At 68.0% G+C, this 21,624-nt stretch carries 17 protein-coding genes; 5 read left to right on the top strand and 12 right to left on the bottom strand.

Annotated elements, in window-relative coordinates; genetic code table 11:
- The first annotated feature begins 7 nt into the window (after positions 1-7).
- Both ACM1PE_RS32100 and lpdA read left to right on the top strand, forming a co-directional pair.
- Complete coding sequence (locus tag ACM1PE_RS32100) at positions 8-1,294, top strand: pyruvate dehydrogenase complex dihydrolipoamide acetyltransferase (protein WP_419342148.1); 1,287 nt, start codon at positions 8-10, stop codon at positions 1,292-1,294.
- 8 nt (positions 1,295-1,302) lie between these two features.
- Positions 1,303-2,700 carry a dihydrolipoyl dehydrogenase gene (lpdA, locus tag ACM1PE_RS32095; RefSeq protein WP_419342147.1) on the top strand — a complete coding sequence of 466 codons (1,398 nt, stop codon included), beginning with the start codon at positions 1,303-1,305 and terminating at the stop codon, positions 2,698-2,700.
- Positions 2,701-2,725: 25 nt separating this feature from the next.
- On the opposite strand, the gene ACM1PE_RS32090 is transcribed toward lpdA, so the two are convergent.
- The 11 genes from ACM1PE_RS32090 to ACM1PE_RS32040 all read right to left on the bottom strand — a co-directional run bounded on the left by ACM1PE_RS32090 (position 2,726) and on the right by ACM1PE_RS32040 (position 15,905).
- Positions 2,726-3,607: a LysR family transcriptional regulator gene (locus tag ACM1PE_RS32090; RefSeq protein WP_059379131.1), complete on the bottom strand. Its 882-nt coding sequence runs from the start codon at positions 3,605-3,607 to the stop codon at positions 2,726-2,728.
- Between the two features lie 119 nt (positions 3,608-3,726).
- Positions 3,727-4,134, bottom strand: a complete 408-nt coding sequence (locus ACM1PE_RS32085) for a RidA family protein (protein ID WP_042796274.1) — start codon at positions 4,132-4,134, stop codon at positions 3,727-3,729.
- 42 nt (positions 4,135-4,176) lie between these two features.
- Positions 4,177-4,602: an acyl-CoA thioesterase gene (locus ACM1PE_RS32080; RefSeq protein WP_013391343.1), complete on the bottom strand. Its 426-nt coding sequence runs from the start codon at positions 4,600-4,602 to the stop codon at positions 4,177-4,179.
- Positions 4,603-4,622: 20 nt separating this feature from the next.
- Entirely contained in the window at positions 4,623-6,263 is a 1,641-nt protein-coding gene (locus tag ACM1PE_RS32075) for an AMP-binding protein (protein WP_280016918.1), read from the bottom strand.
- 62 nt (positions 6,264-6,325) lie between these two features.
- Positions 6,326-7,495 (bottom strand): acyl-CoA dehydrogenase family protein, encoded by a 1,170-nt coding sequence (locus tag ACM1PE_RS32070; RefSeq protein ID WP_419342145.1) that lies wholly within the window; start codon positions 7,493-7,495, stop codon positions 6,326-6,328.
- Between the two features lie 2 nt (positions 7,496-7,497).
- The gene (locus ACM1PE_RS32065) at positions 7,498-8,355 is read right to left on the bottom strand and encodes an enoyl-CoA hydratase family protein (protein ID WP_042796271.1); all 858 of its coding nucleotides are present in this window, start codon (positions 8,353-8,355) and stop codon (positions 7,498-7,500) included.
- Between the two features lie 41 nt (positions 8,356-8,396).
- Positions 8,397-9,188 carry an SDR family NAD(P)-dependent oxidoreductase gene (locus tag ACM1PE_RS32060; RefSeq protein ID WP_419342144.1) on the bottom strand — a complete coding sequence of 264 codons (792 nt, stop codon included), beginning with the start codon at positions 9,186-9,188 and terminating at the stop codon, positions 8,397-8,399.
- Entirely contained in the window at positions 9,185-11,536 is a 2,352-nt protein-coding gene (locus ACM1PE_RS32055) for a bifunctional salicylyl-CoA 5-hydroxylase/oxidoreductase (protein WP_419342143.1), read from the bottom strand. Before ACM1PE_RS32055 ends, ACM1PE_RS32060 begins: the two co-directional genes overlap by 4 nt.
- A 622-nt stretch (positions 11,537-12,158) precedes the next feature.
- Positions 12,159-14,027, bottom strand: a complete 1,869-nt coding sequence (gene ilvD / locus ACM1PE_RS32050; RefSeq protein WP_419342142.1) for a dihydroxy-acid dehydratase — start codon at positions 14,025-14,027, stop codon at positions 12,159-12,161.
- A gap of 107 nt (positions 14,028-14,134) precedes the next feature.
- Positions 14,135-14,950, bottom strand: a complete 816-nt coding sequence (locus ACM1PE_RS32045; protein ID WP_059377979.1) for an AraC family transcriptional regulator — start codon at positions 14,948-14,950, stop codon at positions 14,135-14,137.
- Positions 14,951-15,014: 64 nt separating this feature from the next.
- A complete protein-coding gene (locus ACM1PE_RS32040; RefSeq protein ID WP_251878052.1) occupies positions 15,015-15,905 on the bottom strand; it encodes a LysR family transcriptional regulator in 891 nt (296 codons plus the stop codon).
- 113 nt (positions 15,906-16,018) lie between these two features.
- On the opposite strand from ACM1PE_RS32040, the gene ACM1PE_RS32035 reads away from it, so the two are divergent.
- On the top strand, positions 16,019-16,564 hold the full coding sequence (locus ACM1PE_RS32035) for a GNAT family N-acetyltransferase (RefSeq protein WP_059377986.1): 546 nt from the start codon (positions 16,019-16,021) through the stop codon (positions 16,562-16,564).
- Positions 16,561-17,751 (top strand): MFS transporter, encoded by a 1,191-nt coding sequence (locus tag ACM1PE_RS32030; protein WP_059377989.1) that lies wholly within the window; start codon positions 16,561-16,563, stop codon positions 17,749-17,751. Before ACM1PE_RS32035 ends, ACM1PE_RS32030 begins: the two co-directional genes overlap by 4 nt.
- Positions 17,752-17,784: 33 nt before the next feature.
- Here the strand turns inward: ACM1PE_RS32030 and queC are convergent, their stop codons facing one another.
- On the bottom strand, positions 17,785-18,504 hold the full coding sequence (gene queC, locus ACM1PE_RS32025; RefSeq protein WP_306634348.1) for a 7-cyano-7-deazaguanine synthase QueC: 720 nt from the start codon (positions 18,502-18,504) through the stop codon (positions 17,785-17,787).
- Between the two features lie 223 nt (positions 18,505-18,727).
- Here queC and ppc point away from each other — a divergent pair, with 223 nt between their 5' ends.
- Positions 18,728-21,577, top strand: coding sequence for a phosphoenolpyruvate carboxylase (gene ppc / locus ACM1PE_RS32020; RefSeq protein WP_419342141.1), 2,850 nt, complete (start codon positions 18,728-18,730; stop codon positions 21,575-21,577).
- Positions 21,578-21,624: the final 47 nt, after the last annotated feature.

Here is a 21,624-nt window from a genome sequence, read left to right as displayed (position 1 = left end):
GAACATCGTGGCACACCTTATCAAGCTCCCCTCCGTTGCCGCCGACACCTCGGGCGGCACGCTGCACCAGTGGCTCAAGAAAGAAGGCGACGTGGTCGCCGTGGGCGATGCGCTGGCGGAAATCGAAACCGAAAAGGCCATTGTCGAGATCAATGCCGAGCAGGCCGGCGTGCTGGGCCGCATCGTGGTCCAGGCAGGCGCGGCCTCCGTGCCGGTGAACACCGTGATCGGCGTGCTGCTGGCGCAGGGCGAAGACGCCTCGGCCATCGACCGCGCGCTGGCCGAAGCCGGCGCGGCCGTGCAGCCGGCAGCCGCTGCCGCTGCTTCGGCTCCCGCCGGCAATGCCGCCGCCGCTTGCCCCCCGGCCAACTGCGCTGCCGCCCCGGCCAGCGCTGCGGCCGCGCCCAAGGCGCCGGCCGCCGCCAGCAACGCTCCGGTCCCCGGCGGGCGCCTGTTCGCCAGCCCGCTGGCGCGCCGCCTGGCCGCGCAATGGCATGTGGATCTGCTGGGCGTGACCGGCACCGGTCCGCACGGCCGCATCGTGCGCCGCGACGTGGAAGCGGCGCGCGACCGCGCCCCGGCCGCGGCGCCCGCAGCGCTGGCCGGCCGTCCCGCCGCGCGCCGCGTGCCGCATACCGGCATGCGCCGCGCCATCGCCCGCCGTCTCACCGAGAGCAAGCAGAACGTGCCGCACTTCTACCTGACGGTGGATTGCCGGATGGACGCGCTGCTGGCGCTGCGCGCCCAGGCCAACCAGGGCGGCGCGGTGAAACTGTCGGTCAATGACTTCATCGTGCGCGCGGCCGCGCTGGCCCTGCGCGAAGTGCCGGAGGTCAATGCCAGCTGGCACGAGGACGCGGTCGAATACCATGCCGGCGCCGACATCTCGGTGGCGGTGGCGACCGACGGCGGCCTGGTCACGCCCATCGTGCGCGATGCCGACGTGAAATCCTTGTCCGCCATTGCAGGCGAAATCGTCGAGCTGGCCGGACGCGCCAAGATCAACCGGCTCAAGCCCGAGGAATTCACCGGCGGCTCGCTGACCGTCAGCAACCTGGGCATGTACGGCATCAGCCAGTTCGCCGCCATCATCAATCCGCCGCAGGCCGCCATCCTGGCGGTGGGCGCGGCAGAAAAGCGTCCGGTGGTGGACAGCGACGGCCAACTGGCCGCCGCCACCGTCATGACCGTGACCCTGTCCGCGGACCACCGCGTGGTGGACGGCGCGGTGGGCGCGCGCTGGCTGGCCGCCTTCCGCACGCTGATCGAAAACCCCGTGCGCATCCTGCTGTGAGCCCCGCCATGACCAAGACTACGTTTGATCTCGTCGTGGTGGGCGGCGGCCCCGGCGGCTATGTCGCGGCCATCCGTGCGGCCCAGCTGGGCATGTCGGTCGCGCTGGTGGAACGCGCCGAACTCGGCGGCATCTGCCTGAACTGGGGCTGCATCCCCACCAAGGCGCTGTTGCACAGCGCCACCGTGCTGCGCGCCTGCCGCGAGGCGGCGTACTACGGCGTCGCGGGCGCGGGCGAAGCGCGTCCGGACCTGGCCGCCATGGTGGCGCGTTCACGCAAGGTGGCGGGCCGCCTGGGCCAGGGCGTGGCGCACCTGATGAAGAAGAACGGCGTGACCGTGTTCGCCGCCAGCGCCAAGCTGGCGGGCGGCGGCCGCCTGGCGCTGGACAACGGCAGCACGCTGTCGGCCAAGCACATCATCCTGGCCACGGGCGCGCGCGCCCGCGAGCTGCCGGCGCTGCCCCTGGGCGAACGCGTCTGGGCCTACCGCCAGGCGCTGGTCCCGGCCGAGATTCCGAAGTCGCTGCTGGTGGTGGGCGCGGGCGCCATTGGCGCGGAGTTCGCCAGCTTCTACCGCGCCGTGGGCGCGGCAGTCACGCTGATCGACATGACTGCGGAAATCCTGCCGCAGGAAGACGCCGAGATCTCGGCGCTGGCGCGCAAGGCCTTCGAAAAGCAAGGCATCCGGGTACTGACGCAGTGCGCCGTGGCCTCGTCCTCGCTGACCGCGAGCGGCGTGAAGGTGACGCTGGACCAGCAAGGCAAGCGCAGCGAGCTGGAAGTGGACCGCGTCATCGTCGCCGCCGGCATCGTCGGCAACGTCGAGAACCTGGGCCTGGAGCAGACCCGCGTGAAGGTGGAGAAGACCCACATCGTCACCGACGGCCTGTGCCGCACGGGCGAGCCCGGCGTCTATGCCATCGGCGACGTGGCGGGCGCGCCGTGGCTTGCCCACAAGGCCAGCCACGAAGCCGTGCTGTGCGTGGAAGCCATCGCCGGCAAGCCCGCGCATCCCATCGATCCGTTGCGCATCCCGGCCTGCACCTACTCGTACCCGCAGGTCGCCAGCATCGGCATGAGCGAAGCCCGCGCCCGCGAACACGCCGCCAAGACCGGCGGCGACATCCGCGTGGGCAAGTTCACCTTCGCCGGCAACGGCAAGGCGATCGCCATGGGCGAGGACCAGGGACTGGTGAAGACGGTGTTCGACGCCAAGAGCGGCGAGCTGCTGGGTGCGCACATCATCCACCCCGAAGCGTCCGAGCTGATCACGGGCTACGGCGTGGCGGCCTCGCTGGAAGCCACGGAAGAAGACCTGATGCACACCGTGTTCGCGCACCCGACCCTGTCGGAAACGCTGCACGAATCGGTGCTGTCGGCCTTTGGCCGCGCCTTGCACGCCTAGGCGCCATGCCAAGCGCGGCGCGGGTTCAGATCCGCGCCGCGAAGAAATCCAGGAAGCAGGCGATGCGCCGCGAGAGCTGCGTGTTGCGGTGATACACCGCGTGCATGGGCTGCAGATAGTCCGTGTGCGCGGCTTCCATCAGCTTCACCAGCCGGCCGGCCTTGACGTCCTCGCGCACCACGAAGTCAGACAGGCAGGCGATGCCCACGCCGCGCACCGCCAGTTGCCGCTGCGTCTCGCCGCTGGACGTCGCCAGCGTCGGCACCGCCAGATAGCTGGACCCGCCCGCGTGGCGCAAGGGCCAGACGTTCAGGCTCTCAGGCTGGGTGAAACCCAGCACTTCATGCGCCGCCAGGTCCTCCACCGTCTGCGGCGCGCCGCGCCGGGCCACGTAGTCCGGGCTGGCCATCACCCAGCGCGGCGACGGCCGCAGCGTGCGCGCATGCAGGGTGGAATCCGTCAGCGGCCCCATGCGCAGCGCCACGTCGGTGCGGTGTTCCATGAGGTCCACGATGCGGTCGTTGCTGGTGAGTTCGAGCGTGATCGCCGGATACTCGTGCCGGAACTCCGCCACCAGCGGCACCACGCAATGCAGCATGACGGGCACCGACGCATCCACCCGCAAGCGGCCCGCCGGGCGCTGATGCACCATGCGCATGCAATCCTCGGCTTCGTCCAGCGACGCGACGATGTGCCGGGCCTTGGGCAGGAAATGCTTGCCCTCCTCGGTCAGTTCCATGCGCCGGGTGGTGCGGTTGATCAGGATGACGCCGAGCTCTTCCTCAAGCCGCGACAGGCCGCGGCTGACGCCCGACGCAGTATGGCCCAGAAGCTCGGCGGCGGCGCTGAGGGATCCGGCGTCCACCACGCCCAGGAACAGGCGTACCGCGTCAGAGTTCAGGGACATGAGGCAGGCTCCTTGGTTGATGGATCGATTGTATCGAGCCCCAGCGCCCAAGAAGCCTGCAAAAAAAACGCCGAAGGCCAGGCGATGGCCGGCCCTCGGCGCTCAGGAGCAACCGGCGATTACTGCGCCGGCACCACGGCAGTAACCTCAATCTCCACCTTGGCGCGGTCCTCGACCAGGTCCGCCACCTCCACGGCCGTCATCGCCGGGAAATGCCGGCCGATGTACTCACGATAGTGCTTGCCGATGGCGGGATAAGCCGCCACATACTCGTTCTTGTCCGTCACGTACCACGTCATCCGGACGATATGCTCAGGCTTGGCGCCGCCCTCGGCCAGAATCGCGACGATGTTCGCCAGCGTCTGGCGCACCTGCTCCGCCAGATCGTCGGTCTCGAACTGCTGCTGGCCATTCCACCCCACCTGCCCGCCCACAAATACGAGCTTGCTGCCCACCTGCATCTCGGTGAGCACGCCATTCGAATAGCCCCGGGGCGCCATCCAATCCGGCGGTTGCAGAATTTTCATAACGTCATCCTATATTTAAGAAAAGCAAACGATCCCCGCCGCTTACGCTGCGGGAACCAGATAAGCCTGCATGCGTTCCCGCAGATCCGCAGGCAGCGGCATGGACTTCATCGTCCGCAAATCCACCGTTACGATCGTCAGCGTCGCCGACAAGCGCAACTGGCCATCCGGCCCCTCGAAGCGCACCAGCGCCTTGAACGACGCGCCGCCGATGCGCTGTACTTCCAGCACCTGGCGCAGACGCTCGTGCCAGCGGCTGGGCGCGCTGAAATCGCACTGCACCGACGCCATCGGCGTGCCGATGTGCCGCTCCACGTGCAGCGCATGAAACGGCAACCCCATGCCCTTGTCGAACCATTCCTCGACAAAGTCATTGATCATCTCGAAGTAGCGAGGGTAGAAAACGATGCCCGCCGGATCGCAATGACGGAAGCGGACTTCGACCTGGCTGATGAAAGGGGCTGCCATGGAATTTCCTTGTTGCCGGTTCAGGCCATCTTGCGCAGCGCGAAACGCTGCAGCTTGCCGGTTTCGGTGCGCGGCAGCGCGTCGACAAACTCGATGGCACGGGGATACTTGTAGGGCGCGATATTGGCCTTCACGAACTGCTGCAGCGCCGCGACCAGCTCGCTGCCGGCTTCATAGCCCGGCTTGAGCACCACGAAGGCCTTGACCACCTGGCCGCGCTCGTCGTCCGCCGCGCCCACCACGCCGCACTCCGCCACGGCCTCGTGACGCAGCAGCGCGTCCTCGACCTCGGGTCCGGCAATGTTGTAGCCCGCCGAAACAATCATGTCGTCATTGCGCGCCTGATAGAAGAAATAGCCGTCGTCATCCTGCAGGAACGTATCGCCCGGCAGGTTCCAGCCGTTCTGCACGAAGCGCCGCTGGCGTTCGTCCGCCAGATAGCGGCAGCCGGTAGGCCCCTTGATCGCCAACCGGCCCACCGTGCCGTTGGGCACGGGATTCATATCGTCATCGACGATCTGCGCCACATAACCCGGCACCACGCGGCCGATGGCGCCGGCCTTGACCGACTCCGGCGGGCTGGACACGAACACGTGGATCATTTCCGTGCCGCCGATGCCGTCGATCATCTCGATGCCGCTGGCTTTTTTCCAGAGCTGGCGCGTCGCATCCGGCAGCGCCTCGCCCGCCGACACGCTCTTCTTCAGCGACGACAGATCGAACTTGCCCACCAATGCCGCCATCTGGCGGTAGAACGTGGGCGCCGTGAACACGATGGTGGCGCGGAAATCCTGGATCAGCTGCAGCAGGCTTTCCGGCGACAGCTTCTCGGCCAGCACCGTGCTCGCGCCCACGCGCAGCGGGAAGCACAGCAGGCCGCCCAGGCCGAAGGTAAATGCCAGCGGCGGCGTGCCGCAGAAAATGTCGTCCGGACCCGGCTTGATGACGTGCTTGGGGAACAGGTCGCACATCGCCAGGACGTCGCGATGGAAGTGCATGCAGCCCTTGGGCGCGCCGGTGGTACCGCTGGTGAAGGCGATCAGGCACACGTCGTCGGCCGCGGTATCGCAGGCCTTGAAATCATCCGGCTTGGCCGCTGCCAACGCATCCAGCGCGTCGGGCGCCTTGTCGTTGAAGTACATGACCTTGGTCAGGCCAGGGCAATAATGCTCATGGCTGGGCTGGGTGCAGAACTCCGCCTCGTCTTTCAGGCGGGCATCGCACAGCACGGCCTGGATCTGCGCCTTGTCGATGATCTGCTTGAGTTCCTTGGCGCGCAACAGCGGCATCGTCGGCACCGTCACCAGCCCGGCCTTGATCGCTGCCAGCCACGAGGCCGCCATCATGGGGTTGTTCGGTCCGCGCAGCAGCAGGCGGTTGCCCGGCACCAGGCCCATATCTTCCGCCAACACCCGGGCGATACGGTTGGTCAGCGCGGCCAGTTCGCGGTAGGTCATCGTGGCGTGCTTGCCGTCCTGGCTCCAGCGCAGCGCGACGCGCTCGCCGTGACCGCGCTCGACCATGGCGTCCACCAGTTCGACCGCGCAGTTCAAACGTTTCGGATAGGCCACGTCGGGGCCGTCGAGCAGGAACTCTGGCCATTGTTCGCCCGGGGGCAGATTGTCCCGGGCGAAAGTGTCGATGTGGGCGGATGCTTCCATGGAATTCCCCTTGCTATTGCGGTGTAGTTGCTGTGCCGGGACGACGGAGCTCGATGGCTGCCTTACGCCTTCAGCAGTTCACGGGCAATGATCAACTTCTGCACTTCTGTCGCGCCTTCGTAGATCCGCAGCGCGCGTATTTCCCTGTAAAGCTTCTCCACCGGCATCCCCGACACCACGCCCGCGCCGCCGAACATCTGCAGCGCGCGGTCGATCACGGTCTGCGCCGATTCCGTGGCGGTCATCTTGGCCATGGCCGCTTCGCGCGTGGTGCGCTGCTTCAGCACGTCGCGCATCCAGGCCGCCCGGTATGTCAGGAGCGCCGAGGCGTCGATGGCGGTCGCCATGTCGCCCAGCGCGGCCTGCGTCAGCTGCAGGTCCGACAGCGTCTGGCCGAACATGCGGCGCGACTTGGAACGCGCCAGCCCTTCGTCCAGCGCGCGGCGCGCGAAACCCAGCGCGGCGGCCGCTACCGAGGCGCGGAAGATGTCCAGCGTCATCATGGCCAGCTTGAAGCCCTGGCCCGCGTCGCCCAGCCGGTGCGACGCCGGAATGCGGCAGTTGTCGAACGTGATGGTCGCCAGCGGGTGCGGAGCGATCAGGTCGATGCGTTCGCTGACCTCGAAGCCCGGCGTATCGGCATCCACCACGAAGGCGCTGATGCCACGCGCGCCAGGGGCTTCGCCCGTGCGCGCGAACACGCAATAGAAGTCCGCGATGCCGCCGTTGGAAATCCAGGTCTTGGCGCCGTTCAACACATAATGGTCACCGTCCAGCGTGGCCTCGCAGGCCAGCGCGGCCACGTCCGAGCCGGCATCGGGCTCCGACAGCGCAAAGGCGGCGATGGCTTCGCCGCGCGCCACGCGCGGCAGATAGTGCTGGCGCAGTTCGTCCGAGCCCATCAGCGAAATGGCGCCGCTGCCCAGGCCCTGCATGGCAAAGGCGAAATCGGCCAGCCCTTCATGGCGCGCCAGGGTTTCGCGCAGGATGCACACCGCGCGGGAATCCACTTCCGGCAGCGCGCCGCCCCAGGCGCCGCCGGGGCCGCCCGCGACCGCGTAGCGCAGCCAGCCGGCCTCGCCCATGGCGCGCACCAGCTTCTTGCAGGCCGCGTCGGCGTCATGGTGATCCACGTCCCCCAGGGACGCTTCGCACCAGGCGTCGACCTCGTGCGCCAGCTTGCGGTGCGCATCGTCGAAAAACGGCCAATCCAGCCAGCTTGCGTCGCGCATGCTCAGTCCCCTTGGAACACCGGTTTTTGCTTGGCCACGAAGGCCTCGTAGGCGCGACGGAAATCGCGCGTCTGCATGCAGATGGCCTGGGCCTCGGCTTCGGCCTCGATGGCCTCGTCCACCCCCATGTTCCATTCCTGGTGCAGCAGCTTCTTGGTCACGCCGTGGGCGAAGGTCGGACCCGCCGCCAGCTGCGCGGCCAGCGTTTGCGCGGCGTCGGCCAGCGCGCCGGGTTCATGCAGGGCATTGAAGAAACCCCAGCTGGCGCCTTCTTCCGCCGTCATGGCGCGGCCCGTGTAGAGCAGTTCGGACGCGCGGCCCTGGCCGATCATGCGCGGCAGCAAGGTGCATGCGCCCATGTCGGCGCCGGCTAGGCCGACTCGCGTGAACAGGAAGGCGGTGCGCGCGGCGGGCGTGCCCAGGCGCATGTCCGAGGCCAGCGCCACCATGGCGCCGGCGCCGGCGCAGATGCCGTCGACCGCCGCCACGATGGGCTGCGGGCAAGCGCGCATGGCCTTGACCAGATCGCCCGTCATGCGGGTGAAGTCCAGCAGCTCGGGCATGCTCATCTTGGTCAGCGGACCGATGATCTCGTGCACGTCGCCGCCCGAGCAGAAGTTGCCGCCCGCGCCCGTCACCACCACGACCTTGATGTCGGTGGCGTACACCAGCGCGCGGAACAGGTCGCGCAACTCGGCGTAGGAATCGAACGTCAGCGGGTTCTTGCGCTCGGGGCGATTCAGCGTCACCGTGCCGATCTTGCCGTCGGCCGACACCTGCCACAGGAACGTCTTGGCCTGATAGCCGGCGAACGGACGCTTGTGGTGTTTCATGGTGTGCTCTTCGGGCTGGGTGCTCATGGTGTCTCCGTTCGTGAATTGGGGTGGATGGGGCGCCGGCTTCAGCCGGTCATCACTTCGCCGCCGTCTACGGCGATGGCCTGGCCGTTGACCGAGGCCGAAGCCGGCAAGGCCAGCCAGGCGACCGTCTCGGCCACTTCCTCGGGCTGCACCAGGCGGCCCAGGGGGTTGCGCTCGGCCAGCTTGGCGCGCGCGGCGTCCGGCGTCATGCCGGTCTTGTCGACGATGTTCGACACCGCGCCGCGCACGATGTCGGTTTCCGTGTAGCCGGGGCATACGGCGTTGACCGTGACGCCCTTCTGCGCCGTTTCCAGCGCCAGCGAACGGGTCAGGCCGATCACGCCGTGCTTGGCCGCGCAATAGGCGCTGACATAGCCGTAGCCGATCAGGCCGGCCGTGCTGGCCACGTTGATTACGCGGCCCCATTTTTCCTGCAGCATGCCGGGCAAGGCCGCCTGGATGCAGTGGAAGGTCCCGGTCAGATTGACGTCCAGCATCGACTGCCACAGCGCCGCGTCGGTGCGGTCAAAGCGCTGGCTGACGGCCTGGCCGGCGTTGTTCACCAGCACCAGTACCGGACCGAACTCGGCCTCGGCCTGGGCGAAGGCCGCCCGCACCGAGGCTTCGTTGGCGATGTCGGCGCTGACGGCCTGCACCTGGCCGAGGCTGGCCAGGCTGTCGGCCGCGGCGTCCAGCGCGGCGCCGTCACGGCCCAGCAGCGTGACGCGCGCGCCGCGCTGCAAGAGCGCCCGGGCGCAGGCCAGCCCGATGCCGCGGGCGCCGCCCGTCACCAGGGCGTGGCGTCCGGCCAGCGGGAGCGGAGTTGCGTTCATTTGATATCCAGTTGCGCCATCGCGGCGGCGCGTTCGAAGTTGGTTTCCAGTTGGCGCTTGCCGGCGAAGTACTGGCTCGGCCAGGAAACATCACGGTAGCCCACTCGCGCGGCTTCGCGTAGCGTCCAGGAGGCGTCAGCCAAATGGGGACGCGCCAGCGCGCAAAGGTCGGCGCGGCCCGAGGCGATGATGCCGTTGGCGTGGTCGGCCTCGAAGATGGCGCCCACCGCGATGGTCGGGATGCCGGCCTCGTTGCGCACGCGGTCCGCGAACGGGGTCTGGAACATGCGGCCGTAGACCGGCTTTTCTTCCTTGCTGACCTGGCCGGACGAGCAATCGATCATGTCGGCGCCGGCAGCCTTGAAGTGGCGCGCGATCTCCACCGCGTCATCGGCCGTGATGCCGCCTTCGACCCAGTCGCTGGCGGAGATCCGCACCGACATGGGCTTGTTCTCGGGCCATACCGCGCGCACGGCATGGAACACCTCCAGCGGGAAGCGCAGGCGGTTCTCCAGGCTGCCGCCGTATTCGTCGGTGCGATGGTTCGTGAGCGGCGAAATGAAGCTGGACAGCAGGTAGCCGTGCGCGCAGTGCAGCTCCAGCCAGTCGAAGCCGGCCTGCTCGGCGCGGCGGGCGGCGGCCACGAAGTTGTCGCGCACGTCGTCCATGTCGGCGCGCGTCATGGCGCGCGGCGTCTGCGACACGCCTTCGATGTAAGGCAGGGCCGACGCAGACAAGAGCGGCCAGTTGCCTTCGGCCAGCGGATGATCGATCTTCTGCCAGCCCAGCTGCGTGGAACCCTTGCGACCGGCGTGGCCCAGCTGCAGGCCGATGCGGGCATCGCTGTTGCCATGCACGAAGCCGACAATGCGGGCAAACGCGTCGCGCTGCTCGTCACTCCAGAGGCCCGGGCAACCCGGGGTGATGCGGCCGTCCGGCGACACGCAGGTCATCTCGACCATGACGAGGCCCGCGCCGCCCATGGCGCGCGCGCCCAGGTGCACCAGGTGGAAGTCGCCCGGCACGCCATCGGTGCAGGAATACATGGCCATCGGCGACACCAGAATGCGGTTCTTCAGCCGCACGCCGCGCGCCTGATAGGGCGTCAGCATGGGGATCGCGGGCCGCTGGCCCGGCGCGGCGGCAGCGCCGGCGCGCTCCGCGATCCAGCGCTCGAAGCCTTCCAGCCAGGCCGGGTCGCGCAGGCGCAGGTTTTCGTGCGAGATCCGCTGCGAACGGGTCAACAGCGAATAGGCGAACTGTTCAGGCTCCAGGTCGGCATAGCGCTCGACGTTCTCGAACCATTCGGTGGAGTTGCGGGCGGCGTTCTGGATCTTCAGCACTTCGACGCTGCGCACTTCCTCGTAGTGCTTCAGGCCGGCTTCGACGCTGCCTTCGGCGCCGCTCAGGCAGCGCGCCAGCTCGATCGCGTCTTCCAGGGCCAGCTTGGTGCCGGAGCCGATCGAGAAGTGGGCGGTGTGGGCGGCGTCGCCCATCAGCACCACGGGCACGCGGCGCTCGCCGCGGGCGGTATCCAGCTTGTTCCAGTGCACCCAGGTATTGCAGATGACGCGCGGGAAGCGGATCCAGATGGCCGAGCCGCGCAGGTGCGTGGCGTTGCTGATCAGCGGATTGCCGTCCAGCCAGGGCGCGAACAGCTTTTCGCAGTAGGCGATGCCCTCTTCCTGGCTCATCTGCTCGATGCCGGCGGCCTGCCAGGTTTCCTCGGGCGTTTCCACGATGAAGGTGGACATGCCGTCTTCGTAGCGGTAGGCGTGTGCCTGGAACCAGCCGTGCTCGGTCTGGACAAAGGCGAAGGTGAAGGCGTCGAACACCTTCTTGGTGCCCAGCCACACGAAGCGGCAGCGGCGCTGGTCGATGTCCGGATGGAAAGTGTCGGCGTAGCGGGTCCGGACCTGGCTGTTGATGCCGTCCGAGGCGATGACCAGGTCGGCGTCGTATTCGCGGGCGATGGCCTGGTCGTCCTGGATGAACTGTTCGAACACCAGCTTCACGCCCACGTCCTCGCAGCGCGCCTGCAGGATGTTCAGCAGCTTCTTGCGGCCGATGCCGATGAAGCCGTGGCCGCCGCTGCGAATGCTGCGGCCCTTGAAGTTGATGTCGATGTCGTCCCAGTGGTTGAAGGCGTCGCCGATGGTCTGGGCGGAAACGGGGTCGGCTTCACGCAGGTTCTGCATGGTGGCGTCGGAGAACACCACCCCCCAGCCGAAGGTGTCGTAAGGGCGGTTGCGCTCGATCACGGTGACTTCGTTGGCGGGGTCTTGCAGCTTCATGAGCAGACCGAAATACAGGCCGGCGGGGCCCCCGCCGATGCAGACTATTTTCATTGCCGTAGCGCTCCGTGGTAAGCGACATCCGCTCTGAATTCCTGGAGCTGGCGGCCGCAGATATTTAAACCTGGATAGTTTAGGCTTGAAATATATACCTGAAGGTCCCGAGGCGCAAATGGGGAAAGTATCTAGATACTTTGAACCCCTAAATAGGGACGCGCTTGCCGCCTCCCCCTCCCCCCACCGCATTCGCGCCAGCGAACACAATAGCAATGCAAGAAATCACGTATGTCATTATTGGCCGCCCGCGCGGCCAATAATGACGGGCACCAAGAGCCCCGCCCCCGACCACGGATGCAGCAGCGCCACAAGCCAAGACTCAAGTAGCCCGTCGGCGCCGGCGCGTGGGAGGCGAGCAACCTCGATGCGCCCGAGGGAATCGGAAGGCAGCCGCCGCAGGCGGCAACGACGATGACGACGGGGCAGTCCGGAGCGAACGCTCCGGACCGCAATCGTGGGCGCTCGCCTCCCACGCGTCGACGTCGACGGGCGGCCTACGAAGCACCACGGCACCACCACCGGCACCCGCACGGCGTCAACACCAACCAGCACTCACCAAACGACCAAAAAAAAAAGCGGCGCTAAAAAGCGCCGCCCTCTTATCCACCAGCAAGCAAAATCAACGCTTGCCCTTCTGCTTCAGCTGCGACAAATCCCGCACAGCCCCACGATCCGCCGAAGTCGCCAACGCCGCATACGCCTGCAGCGCCTGCGACACGACACGTTCGCGGCCGACCGGCTCCCAGCCGTCAGCACGAGCATCCATGGCCGCCCGGCGGCGCGCCAGTTCCTCGTCGGACACCGCCAGATGCATCTTGCGGTTCGGGATATCGATCTCGATCACGTCGCCCTCTTCCACCAGGCCGATCGTGCCGCCTTCCGCCGCTTCCGGCGAAGCATGGCCGATCACCAGACCCGACGAACCGCCAGAGAAACGGCCATCCGTGAACAGCGCGCAAGTCTTGCCCAGGCCCTTGGACTTCAGGTACGACGTCGGATACAGCATTTCCTGCATGCCCGGACCGCCCTTCGGGCCTTCATAGCGGATCACCACCACGTCGCCCGGAACGATCTGGTCGCCCAGGATGCCTTCCACCGCATCGTCCTGGCTTTCGAAGACGCGCGCGCGGCCGGTGAAGACCCATTGCGACTCGTCCACGCCCGCCGTCTTGACGATGCAGCCCTTTTCAGCCAGATTGCCGTACAGCACGGCCAGGCCGCCATCCTTGGAATAGGCGCTTTCCTTGCTGCGGATGCAGCCCGTCTTGCGGTCGGTATCCAGCGTCAGGAAGGTTGCGTCCTGGCTGAACGCCACCGTGGTCGGAATGCCGCCCGGAGCCGCACGGTAGAACTTCTGCGCCTCTTCGCCAGCGCCGCCGGCCACGTCCCATTGCTTGATTGCGTTGCCCAGCGTGCCGCTGTGCACGTTGCCGCAGGACAGATCCAGCAGGTCCGCGCGCGCCAGTTCACCCAGGATGCCCAGGATGCCGCCAGCGCGGTGCACGTCTTCGATGTGGTACTTGTCGGTGGCGGGCGCCGCCTTGCACAGGCAGGGCACCCTGCGCGAAATGCGGTCGATGTCGGCCATGGTGAAGTCCACGCCCGCTTCCTGCGCCGCGGCCAGCAAGTGCAGCACGGTGTTGGTCGAGCCGCCCATGGCCACGTCCAACGCCATCGCGTTCTGGAACGCGCTCTTGGTGGCGATGCTGCGCGGCAGGACCGACTCGTCTTCTTCCTGGTAGTAGCGGCGGCACAGGTCCACCACCAGGCGGCCGGCCTGTTCGAACAGCCCCTTGCGCCAGGCGTGCGTGGCGACGATGGTGCCGTTGCCCGGCAACGCCAGGCCGATGGCCTCGGTCAGACAGTTCATCGAGTTGGCGGTGAACATGCCGGAACAGGAGCCGCAGGTCGGGCAGGCGCTGCGTTCGACTTCGGCCACTTCGGCATCCGACACCTTGGGGTCGGCGGCCTTGATCATGGCGTCGATCAGGTCGATCTTGGCGATGACCTTGCCATCGGTGGGCGACTTGACCTTGCCCGCTTCCATCGGCCCGCCCGACACGAACACGACCGGGATGTTCAGGCGCATCGCGGCCATCAGCATCCCCGGGGTGATCTTGTCGCAGTTCGAGATGCAGACCATGGCGTCGGCGCAATGCGCGTTGACCATGTATTCGACCGAGTCGGCGATCAGTTCGCGCGAGGGCAGCGAATACAGCATGCCGCCGTGGCCCATCGCGATGCCGTCGTCCACGGCGATGGTGTTGAATTCCTTGGCGACGCCGCCTGCGGCCTCGATTTCCTTGGCGACCAGCGCGCCCAGGTCGCGCAGGTGCACGTGGCCCGGCACGAACTGCGTGAACGAGTTCACTACCGCGATGATCGGCTTGCCGAAGTCGCCGTCCTTCATGCCGGTGGCGCGCCACAAGGCGCGGGCGCCGGCCATGTTGCGGCCGTGGGTCGAGGTGCGGGAGCGGTAGTGCGGCATGGTTTGTCTCTGGCTGTAGCTGTTAGCGTAGGCGGCAAAACGTTAAATAATACGCTGGTTCGGGCCGCGCCCGCCCGCTGGCCGCCCCCGGGCCGCGGCCGCGGCCATCAGGCGGACGCCATGCCACGGGCCGCAAAGGCGCTGGGCGGCTCGCCCACGGCCTTGCGGAACATGGCCGCGAAGGCGCTGGGGCTTTCGTAGCCCAGGTCCAGCGCCACCTCCAGCACGCGCTCGCCGCGCGCCAGCCGCTCCATCGCCGCCAGGAGCCGCGCCTGCTGGCGCCAGCGGCCGAAAGTCATGCCCGTATGCCGCAGGAACAGGCGGTGCACGGTCTTCGGGTCCACCCCCAGCGCGCGCGCCCAATCGGCCGCGCCGTCCTGGCGTTCCGGGTGGCGCACGATGGCCCGGCAGATGCGCGCCAGGCGGGGCTCGGCGGGCTGCGGCAAATGCAGCGGCAGCACCGGCTCCTGGCGCAGTTCGTCCAGCAGCAGCATCATCAGCCGGCCGTCGCGCGTGTCGGGCGCCCAGTCCAGCGGCACCTCGGCGGCCGCGACCATCAGCTCCCGCAACAGGGGGGAAATCGACAACACGCAGCAGCTGGACGGCAAGTGCGCGGCCGCGCCGGGCTCGACGAACACGGTGCGCATGCGCGGCTCGCCGCTCATGCGCAAGCCGTGCGATACCCAGGCCGGCACCCAGACGCCGCGCGTGGGCGGCACCACCCAGATCCCGGCGTCAGTATCCACCACCATCACGCCGGAGATCGCATAGAGCAATTGGGCGCGGCGGTGGCGGTGCCGGCGGACGCGATGGCCGTCTTCGTAATCCACTGCCAGCCCGGCCACCGGACGCCGCGAGGACTCATAGGGAAACAGGTCCAGCTCTGCGGGCTTGTAGGGCTTGCGGGCAGCAGGCTTGTCCATTTTGCGATGATTGCGATTCAAGTGGCGTGGAATGGTCTGCGCCAGTGTACCCACGTCCTCGGATTCATCCACGCAACGCCAGCAGCGACTCCTGCAGATGCCGCAACCCCCGGCTGAGCGGTTTGTCCCGCCGCAGCACGATGGCCAGGCTGCGCGCCAGGCGCGGCGCCAGCGAGCGCACCTCCAGCGCCTGGCGCCGGCCCGCGCCCGACACCGCCAGCCTGGGCAGGATCGCGCAGCCCAGGCCGGCGGCAACGATCTCCTTCATGGCTTCGGTGCTGCCCAGCTCCATCACGGGCTTGGCGGCCAGCCCGGCGTCCTCGAACCAGTCGTCCACCAGGCGGCGGGTGCGCGCGCCCGGTTCGAACAGCACCAGCGGCAGCTGCGCCAGCGCCTGCGGCGTGGCGGCCGCGGGAATGGCGGCAGCATCGCCGGCGGGAAAGATCGCCACGAACTCGTCATCCAGCACCGGCGTGACCTGGAACATGCGTCCCGGCGCGGGCAAGGTGACCAGGCCGATATCGAGCGTGTTGTTCTCCAGCCCGCGCAGCATGTCCGCCGTATTGCCGGTGCTGGCCACGATGTCCAATGCCGGAAAGCGCCGCCGCAGATCCGCCAGGATAGGCGGCAGCAGATAGGTGCAGGCGGTAGCGCCCGTGCCCAGCCGGACCCGGCCGGACACCTGCGACGCATGCGCGGTCATGGCAAGTTCGGCCTGCGCCAGCGCCGCGTCGATGACGCGCACGTGCGACAGCAGCTCCAGCCCTGCGGCTGTCGGCCCGGCGCGGCGGCCGATGCGTTCCACCAGCTTCATGCCGAAGCGCCGCTCCAACTGGCGGATTTGCAGGCTGACGGCGGGCTGCGTCACGCCGCCCCGCTCCGCGGCGGCGGAAAAACTGCCCAGTTCGATCACCTGCGCAAAGGTGCGCAGGTGATCTAGGTTGAGACCGCGCATCGCTCAATCCAAAGTTTTACTTATACAAATCATAATGGACCAAAGCTTTATTAATAAATAAGCTTGCGCGACACTGGCGGCTTCTATTTTTCTTTCCTGCTCACGGCCCGCCCATGTCGTCCCCCGCTCCCACCGTCCTCATCCGCGACAGCGCGGAAGCCGACCTTCCCGCCATCAAGACCATCTACGCCCACCACGTGCTGCACGGCACGGCCTCGTTCGAGCTGGAGCCGCCGTCCATCCAGGAAATGCGCCAGCGCCGCGGCGCCGTACTGGAAAAGGAAATGCCCTATCTGGTGGCCGAGATCAACGGCGAGGTCGTGGGTTACGCCTACGTCACGCCTTACCGCCCGCGCCCGGCCTACCGCCATACGGTCGAAGATTCGGTGTACGTGAAGGCGGGCCGCTCCGGACTGGGCATCGGCGGCAAGCTGCTGGCCGCGCTGATCGAACGCTGCACCGCCGCCGGCTGGCGCCAGATGCTGGCCGTGGTGGGCGACAGCCGCAACGCCGCGTCGCTCGCGCTGCACGCCAGCCAGGGCTTCCATCCCGCCGGCACCCTGCGTTCGGTGGGGCATAAGCACGGCGAATGGCGCGACACGGTGCTGATGCAGCGCGCGCTGGGCGAAGGCGACAACACGCCGCCGCAACGGCCGTGATTGCGCCGCGCGCCATCGTCTGCCTGGGGCTGACGCAACTGGTCGGCTGGGGCGTGACGTACTACCTGATCGGCGCCCTGGGACCGGCCATGGCCGCCGACCTGGGCTGGAACGCCGCCACCGTCTACGGCGGCTTTTCGGCGGCCATCGTGGTGATGGCCCTGGTGTCGCCGCTGGCCGGCATGGCCGTGGACCGCTGGGGCGGACATCGCGTCATGCCGCTGGGCGCGGTACTGGGCGCGCTGGGCTGCGCGGGCCTGTCGATCGCGCACGCCATCCCTTGGTACTTCCTGTCCTGGGCCGTGCTGGGCATTGGCATGCGGCTGAGCCTGTACGACGCGGCTTTCGCCTCGCTAGCACGCGCGGCCGGACCGTCGGCGCGGCGGCCCATGTCGCAGATCACGTTGTTCGGCGGACTGGCGTCCACGGTGATGTGGCCGGTAGGTCATGCGCTGTCGGGCTGGCTGGGCTGGCGCGGCGCGGCGTTGGCCTATGCCGGTCTGGCGCTGGCCACGGTGCCGCTTTACCTGGCGCTGCCGCGCGAACGCTATGCCGCGGCGCCCGGCAGCAAGGACAAGGCGCCCGCCGGCCTCACCCGCAACGCCGCCGAGCGCCGCCTGGCGGGCGCGCTGTACGCGCTGGTCGCCATGCTGACCAACTTCCTGGCGGCGGGCAACGCGGCTCATCTGATTTCATTGCTGTCGGGCCTGGGCTTGGCCGCGGCCGCCGCGGTCAGCGTCGCGGCCCTGTGGGGCGTCGGCCAGTTCGCGGCCCGTCTGGCCGATGTGGCGTTGGGCTCGCGCCTGCATCCGCTGACCTTGACCCTGGCGGTCGGCGCGATGCTGCCCCTGTGTTTCCTGCTGGCGCTGCTGTCCGGCGGCAACCTCTATGCCACCGCCGCCTACGCGCTGCTTTATGGCGCCTGCAACGGCCTCTTGACCATTACCCGCGGCACCCTGCCGCTGGCGCTCTTCGACTTCCGCAGCTATGGCACGCTGGTGGGTTCATTGCTGATCCCCAGCTTTCTGCTTACCGCCGCCTCGCCGGTTGCCTATGCCTACATCGTGGACAGCTACGGCGCGCGCGGCGCGATGGCGCTGTCGCTGGGCCTAGCCGCGGCTATCGGTGCGGCGGCGTTCGCGCTAAGGTGGAAGTTCATCGCCAGGACGCGCGCGGCATTTGCCTGAAGCGCCCGCCGCGCGATGGCGGCGGCCGGCGTTTCAGCCTTCGGCGGCGGAAGCCACCACCCATTTTTCCCAACCGATCTTGCGCAGCTTGCAGGCGGGACACTCGCCGCAACCGTAGCCCCAGTCATGGCGCGCGCCGCGCTCGCCCAGGTAGCAGGTGTGGCTTTCTTCGACGATGGTTTCCACCAGCGCGTCGCCGCCCAGCTGATGCGCCAGCGCCCAGGTCTCGGACTTGTCGATCCACATCAGCGGCGTCTCGATCGTGACCCGCGAGCCCAGTCCCAGGCCCAGCGCCACCTGCTGCGCCTTGATGGTGTCGTCGCGGCAGTCGGGATAGCCGGAGAAATCGGTTTCGCACATGCCGCCCACCAGCACGTCCAGCTGGCGCCGGTAGCCCAGCGCGGCGGCCAGCGTCAGGAACAGCAGGTTGCGCCCAGGCACGAACGTGTTGGGCAGGCCGTTGGCCTGCATCTCGATGGCGCGGTCGCTGGTCATGGCGGTGTCGCCCACCTGGCCCAGCACCTTCAGGTCCAGCAAGTGGTCCTCGCCCAGGCGCGGTGCCCAGTCAGGGAAGTTGCTGCGGATCTCGCGCAGCACGTTCAGCCGCGCGGTCAGTTCGATGTGATGGCGCTGCCCGTAATCGAACGCCACGGTTTCCACATGGGCATAGCGGTCCAGCGCCCAGGCCAGGCAGGTAGTGGAATCCTGGCCGCCCGAAAACAGCACGAGCGCGCGACGTTGATGATTTTGCATAAATGGGGGCTTCTGGAAAGACGAAGGGACTGAAGGCTTGTACGCACGGGTGACGGCCTGCCTTTAGTGTAAACATGCTGCTGGCGGACTTTAAACCGACGCCGGCGGCTGGCGTAAAAAGTCTGCGTAAAATCTTCCTGGTTCTTTTTCCCGGTTTACCTGCAACGCCTCTTCTTTCCCACCCCTTCCCCCTCTCTCAGCAGCCTCGACGGATCCCCGCCAGATGAATGCCATGCGCCCGCAGTCCGATTCAGCAGAACCCTTGCGTCACGATATCCGGCTATTAGGCCGATTACTGGGCACCGTCATCGAGGAATGTGAGGGCAAACGCGTCTTCGACACCATCGAAACCCTGCGCCGCACGGCCGTGAAGTTCCGCCGCGAAGGCAACGACGCCGACGGCAAATTGCTGGAGCAACGCGTCAAGCGCCTGCAAGGCAGCGACCCCAACTCGGTAGCGCGCGCCTTCAGCTACTTCCTGCACCTTTCCAATATCGCCGAAGACCGCGACCAGAACCGCCGCCAGCGCGCCCGCGCCATCGCCAGCGGCGCGCCCGAGCGCGGCAGCCTGCGCGACGCCGTGCAGACCCTGGGCCGCCAGGGCGTGGGCGTGGCCCGCATCCGCCGCCTGTTGGCCGAGGCCTGCGTGATGCCGGTGCTGACCGCGCACCCCACCGAAGTGCAGCGCAAGAGCACGCTGGACGTGCACCGCGAGATCGCCGGCGCGCTGACGCAGCGCGAAGGCACGCTGACGCCGGAAGAGCTGGCCGACCTGGATGCCTCCCTGCTCGGCCGTGTCGCCACGCTGTGGCAGACGCGCATGCTGCGCTACACGCGCCTCACGGTGGCCGACGAAATCGAGAACGCGCTGTCGTACTACCGCAGCACCTTCCTGCAAGTCATTCCCCGCGTGTACGGCGACCTGTCCAAGCTGCTGAGCCGCGAATCCGCCAAGCCCTTCGCCGCTCCGCCCCCGCCGCTGGAGCCCTTCCTGCGCATGGGCAGCTGGATCGGCGGCGACCGCGACGGCAACCCCAACGTCGACGCCAGCACCCTGGAACGCGCGCTGCTGCGCCAGGCCACCGTGCTGTTCGAGCACTATCTGCAAGAGGTCCACGCCCTGGGCGCGGAGCTGTCCGTCACCACACTGCTGATCGGCGTGGATGCCGAACTGCTGGCGCTGGCCGACGCCAGCGGCGACGATTCGCCGCACCGCCGCGATGAGCCCTACCGCCGCGCGCTGGTCGGCGTGTACGCCCGCCTGGCCGCCACCGCGCAGCGCCTGACGGGCCAGGACCTGGCCCGCCGCAGCACCGTCGCAGCAAGCGCCTACGAAGGTCCGGAAGAACTGTCCGCCGACCTGGCCGTGATCGCCGCGTCGCTGGCCGCCCACCATGGCTCGCCCATCGCCAAGCTGCGTCTGGCCGGCCTGCAGCAGGCCGTGGAAGTGTTCGGCTTCCATCTGGCTACGGTGGACCTGCGCCAGAGTTCCGACGTGCACGAGCGCGCGCTGGCCGAGCTGTTCGCCCGCGCGGGCACGCAGCGCGACGGCAAGCCGCTGGACTACCTGGCGCTTACCGAAGAAGAACGCGTCGAACTGCTGCGCGCCGAACTGGCGCAGGCGCGTCCGCTGGCTTCGCCCTGGATCGCCTATAGCGAAGACACCACGCGCGAACTGGCCGTGCTGCGCGCCGCCGCCGCCGGCCGCGCGCGCTACGGCAAGCAGGCCGTGCGCCAGACCATCGTGTCGCACACCGAAACCCTGAGCGACCTGCTGGAAGTGATGGTGCTGCAGAAGGAAGCCGGTCTCATCGCCCCCGCCGGCCAGGAGATCCAGCCCGAAGACGGCCTGATGGTGGTGCCGCTGTTCGAGACCATTCCCGACTTGCAGCGCGGCGCCGAGATCATGGCCGCCTGGCTGGACCTGCCCGAAGTCCGCCAGCGCGTGAAGCTGGCGCAGAACGGCGCGCAGGAGGTCATGCTGGGCTATTCAGACAGCAACAAGGACGGCGGCTTCCTCACGTCCAACTGGTCGCTCTACCAGGCCGAACGCGCGCTGGTCGACGTGTTCTCGGCCCGCAACGTGCGCCTGCGCCTGTTCCACGGCCGCGGCGGCTCGGTCGGACGCGGCGGCGGCTCCAGCTTCGACGCCATCCTGGCGCAGCCCCCGGGCACCGTGGCCGGCCAGATCCGCCTGACCGAACAGGGCGAAGTCATCCAGAGCAAGTACAAGGACGCCGAGGTCGGCCGCTGGCACCTGGAACTGCTGGTCGCCGCCACGCTGGAATCCAGCCTGGCGCCGCGCGCCGAAGCCACCAGCGCCGAAGACGCGCACATGGCCCAGCACGGCCCCGCCATGTCCTTCATGTCCGAAACCGCGCAGCGCACCTATCGCGGCCTGGTCTACGACACCCCGCGCTTCGCCGACTACTTCTTCGCCGCCACGCCCATCAGCGAAATCGCCGGCCTGAACATCGGCTCGCGTCCCGCCTCGCGCAAGAAGGGCCAGCGCATCGAAGACCTGCGCGCCATTCCCTGGGGCTTCTCCTGGGCGCAATGCCGCCTGATGCTGACCGGCTGGTACGGCATGGGCTCGGCCATCGAGGCCTATCTGGAAACCGGCGCCCCCGACGCGCCCCGCTCGCGCCGCGGCCGCCTGGCCCAGTTGCGCGAAATGGCGCGCGACTGGCCCGCCTTCCGCACGCTGCTGTCCAACATGGAAATGGTGCTGGCCAAGTCCGACCTGGCGATCGCCGCGCGCTACGCGCAGCTGGTGCCGCAGCGCGGCGTGCGCGAACGCATCTTCGGCGCCATCAGCGCCGAGCACGGCCGCACGCTGGCCATGCTCAAGCTGCTGACCCAGCGCGAACTGCTGGCCGACAATCCCACGCTGCAGGCTTCGCTGCGCGAGCGCTTCGCCTACATCGATCCGCTCAATTACCTGCAGATCGACCTGATCCGCCGCCACCGCGCGGCGCAGAAGCATCCCGAGGCCGAAGTGGACAAGCGTGTGCAGCGCGCCATCCACCTGACCATCAACGGGATTGCGGCGGGGCTGCGCAACTCGGGCTAGCGCATTGCTGGCGAAATGGCGCGCGGTATAGAATGAGTCCGATTCTC

The organism is Achromobacter sp. PD1 (genome assembly GCF_048541815.1).
In the GTDB taxonomy this organism is placed as follows: Bacteria; Pseudomonadota; Gammaproteobacteria; order Burkholderiales; family Burkholderiaceae_B; genus Achromobacter; species Achromobacter bronchisepticus_A.
Note: the sequence above shows the minus strand (reverse complement) of the source record. Positions and strands in the feature narration are given on the sequence as shown.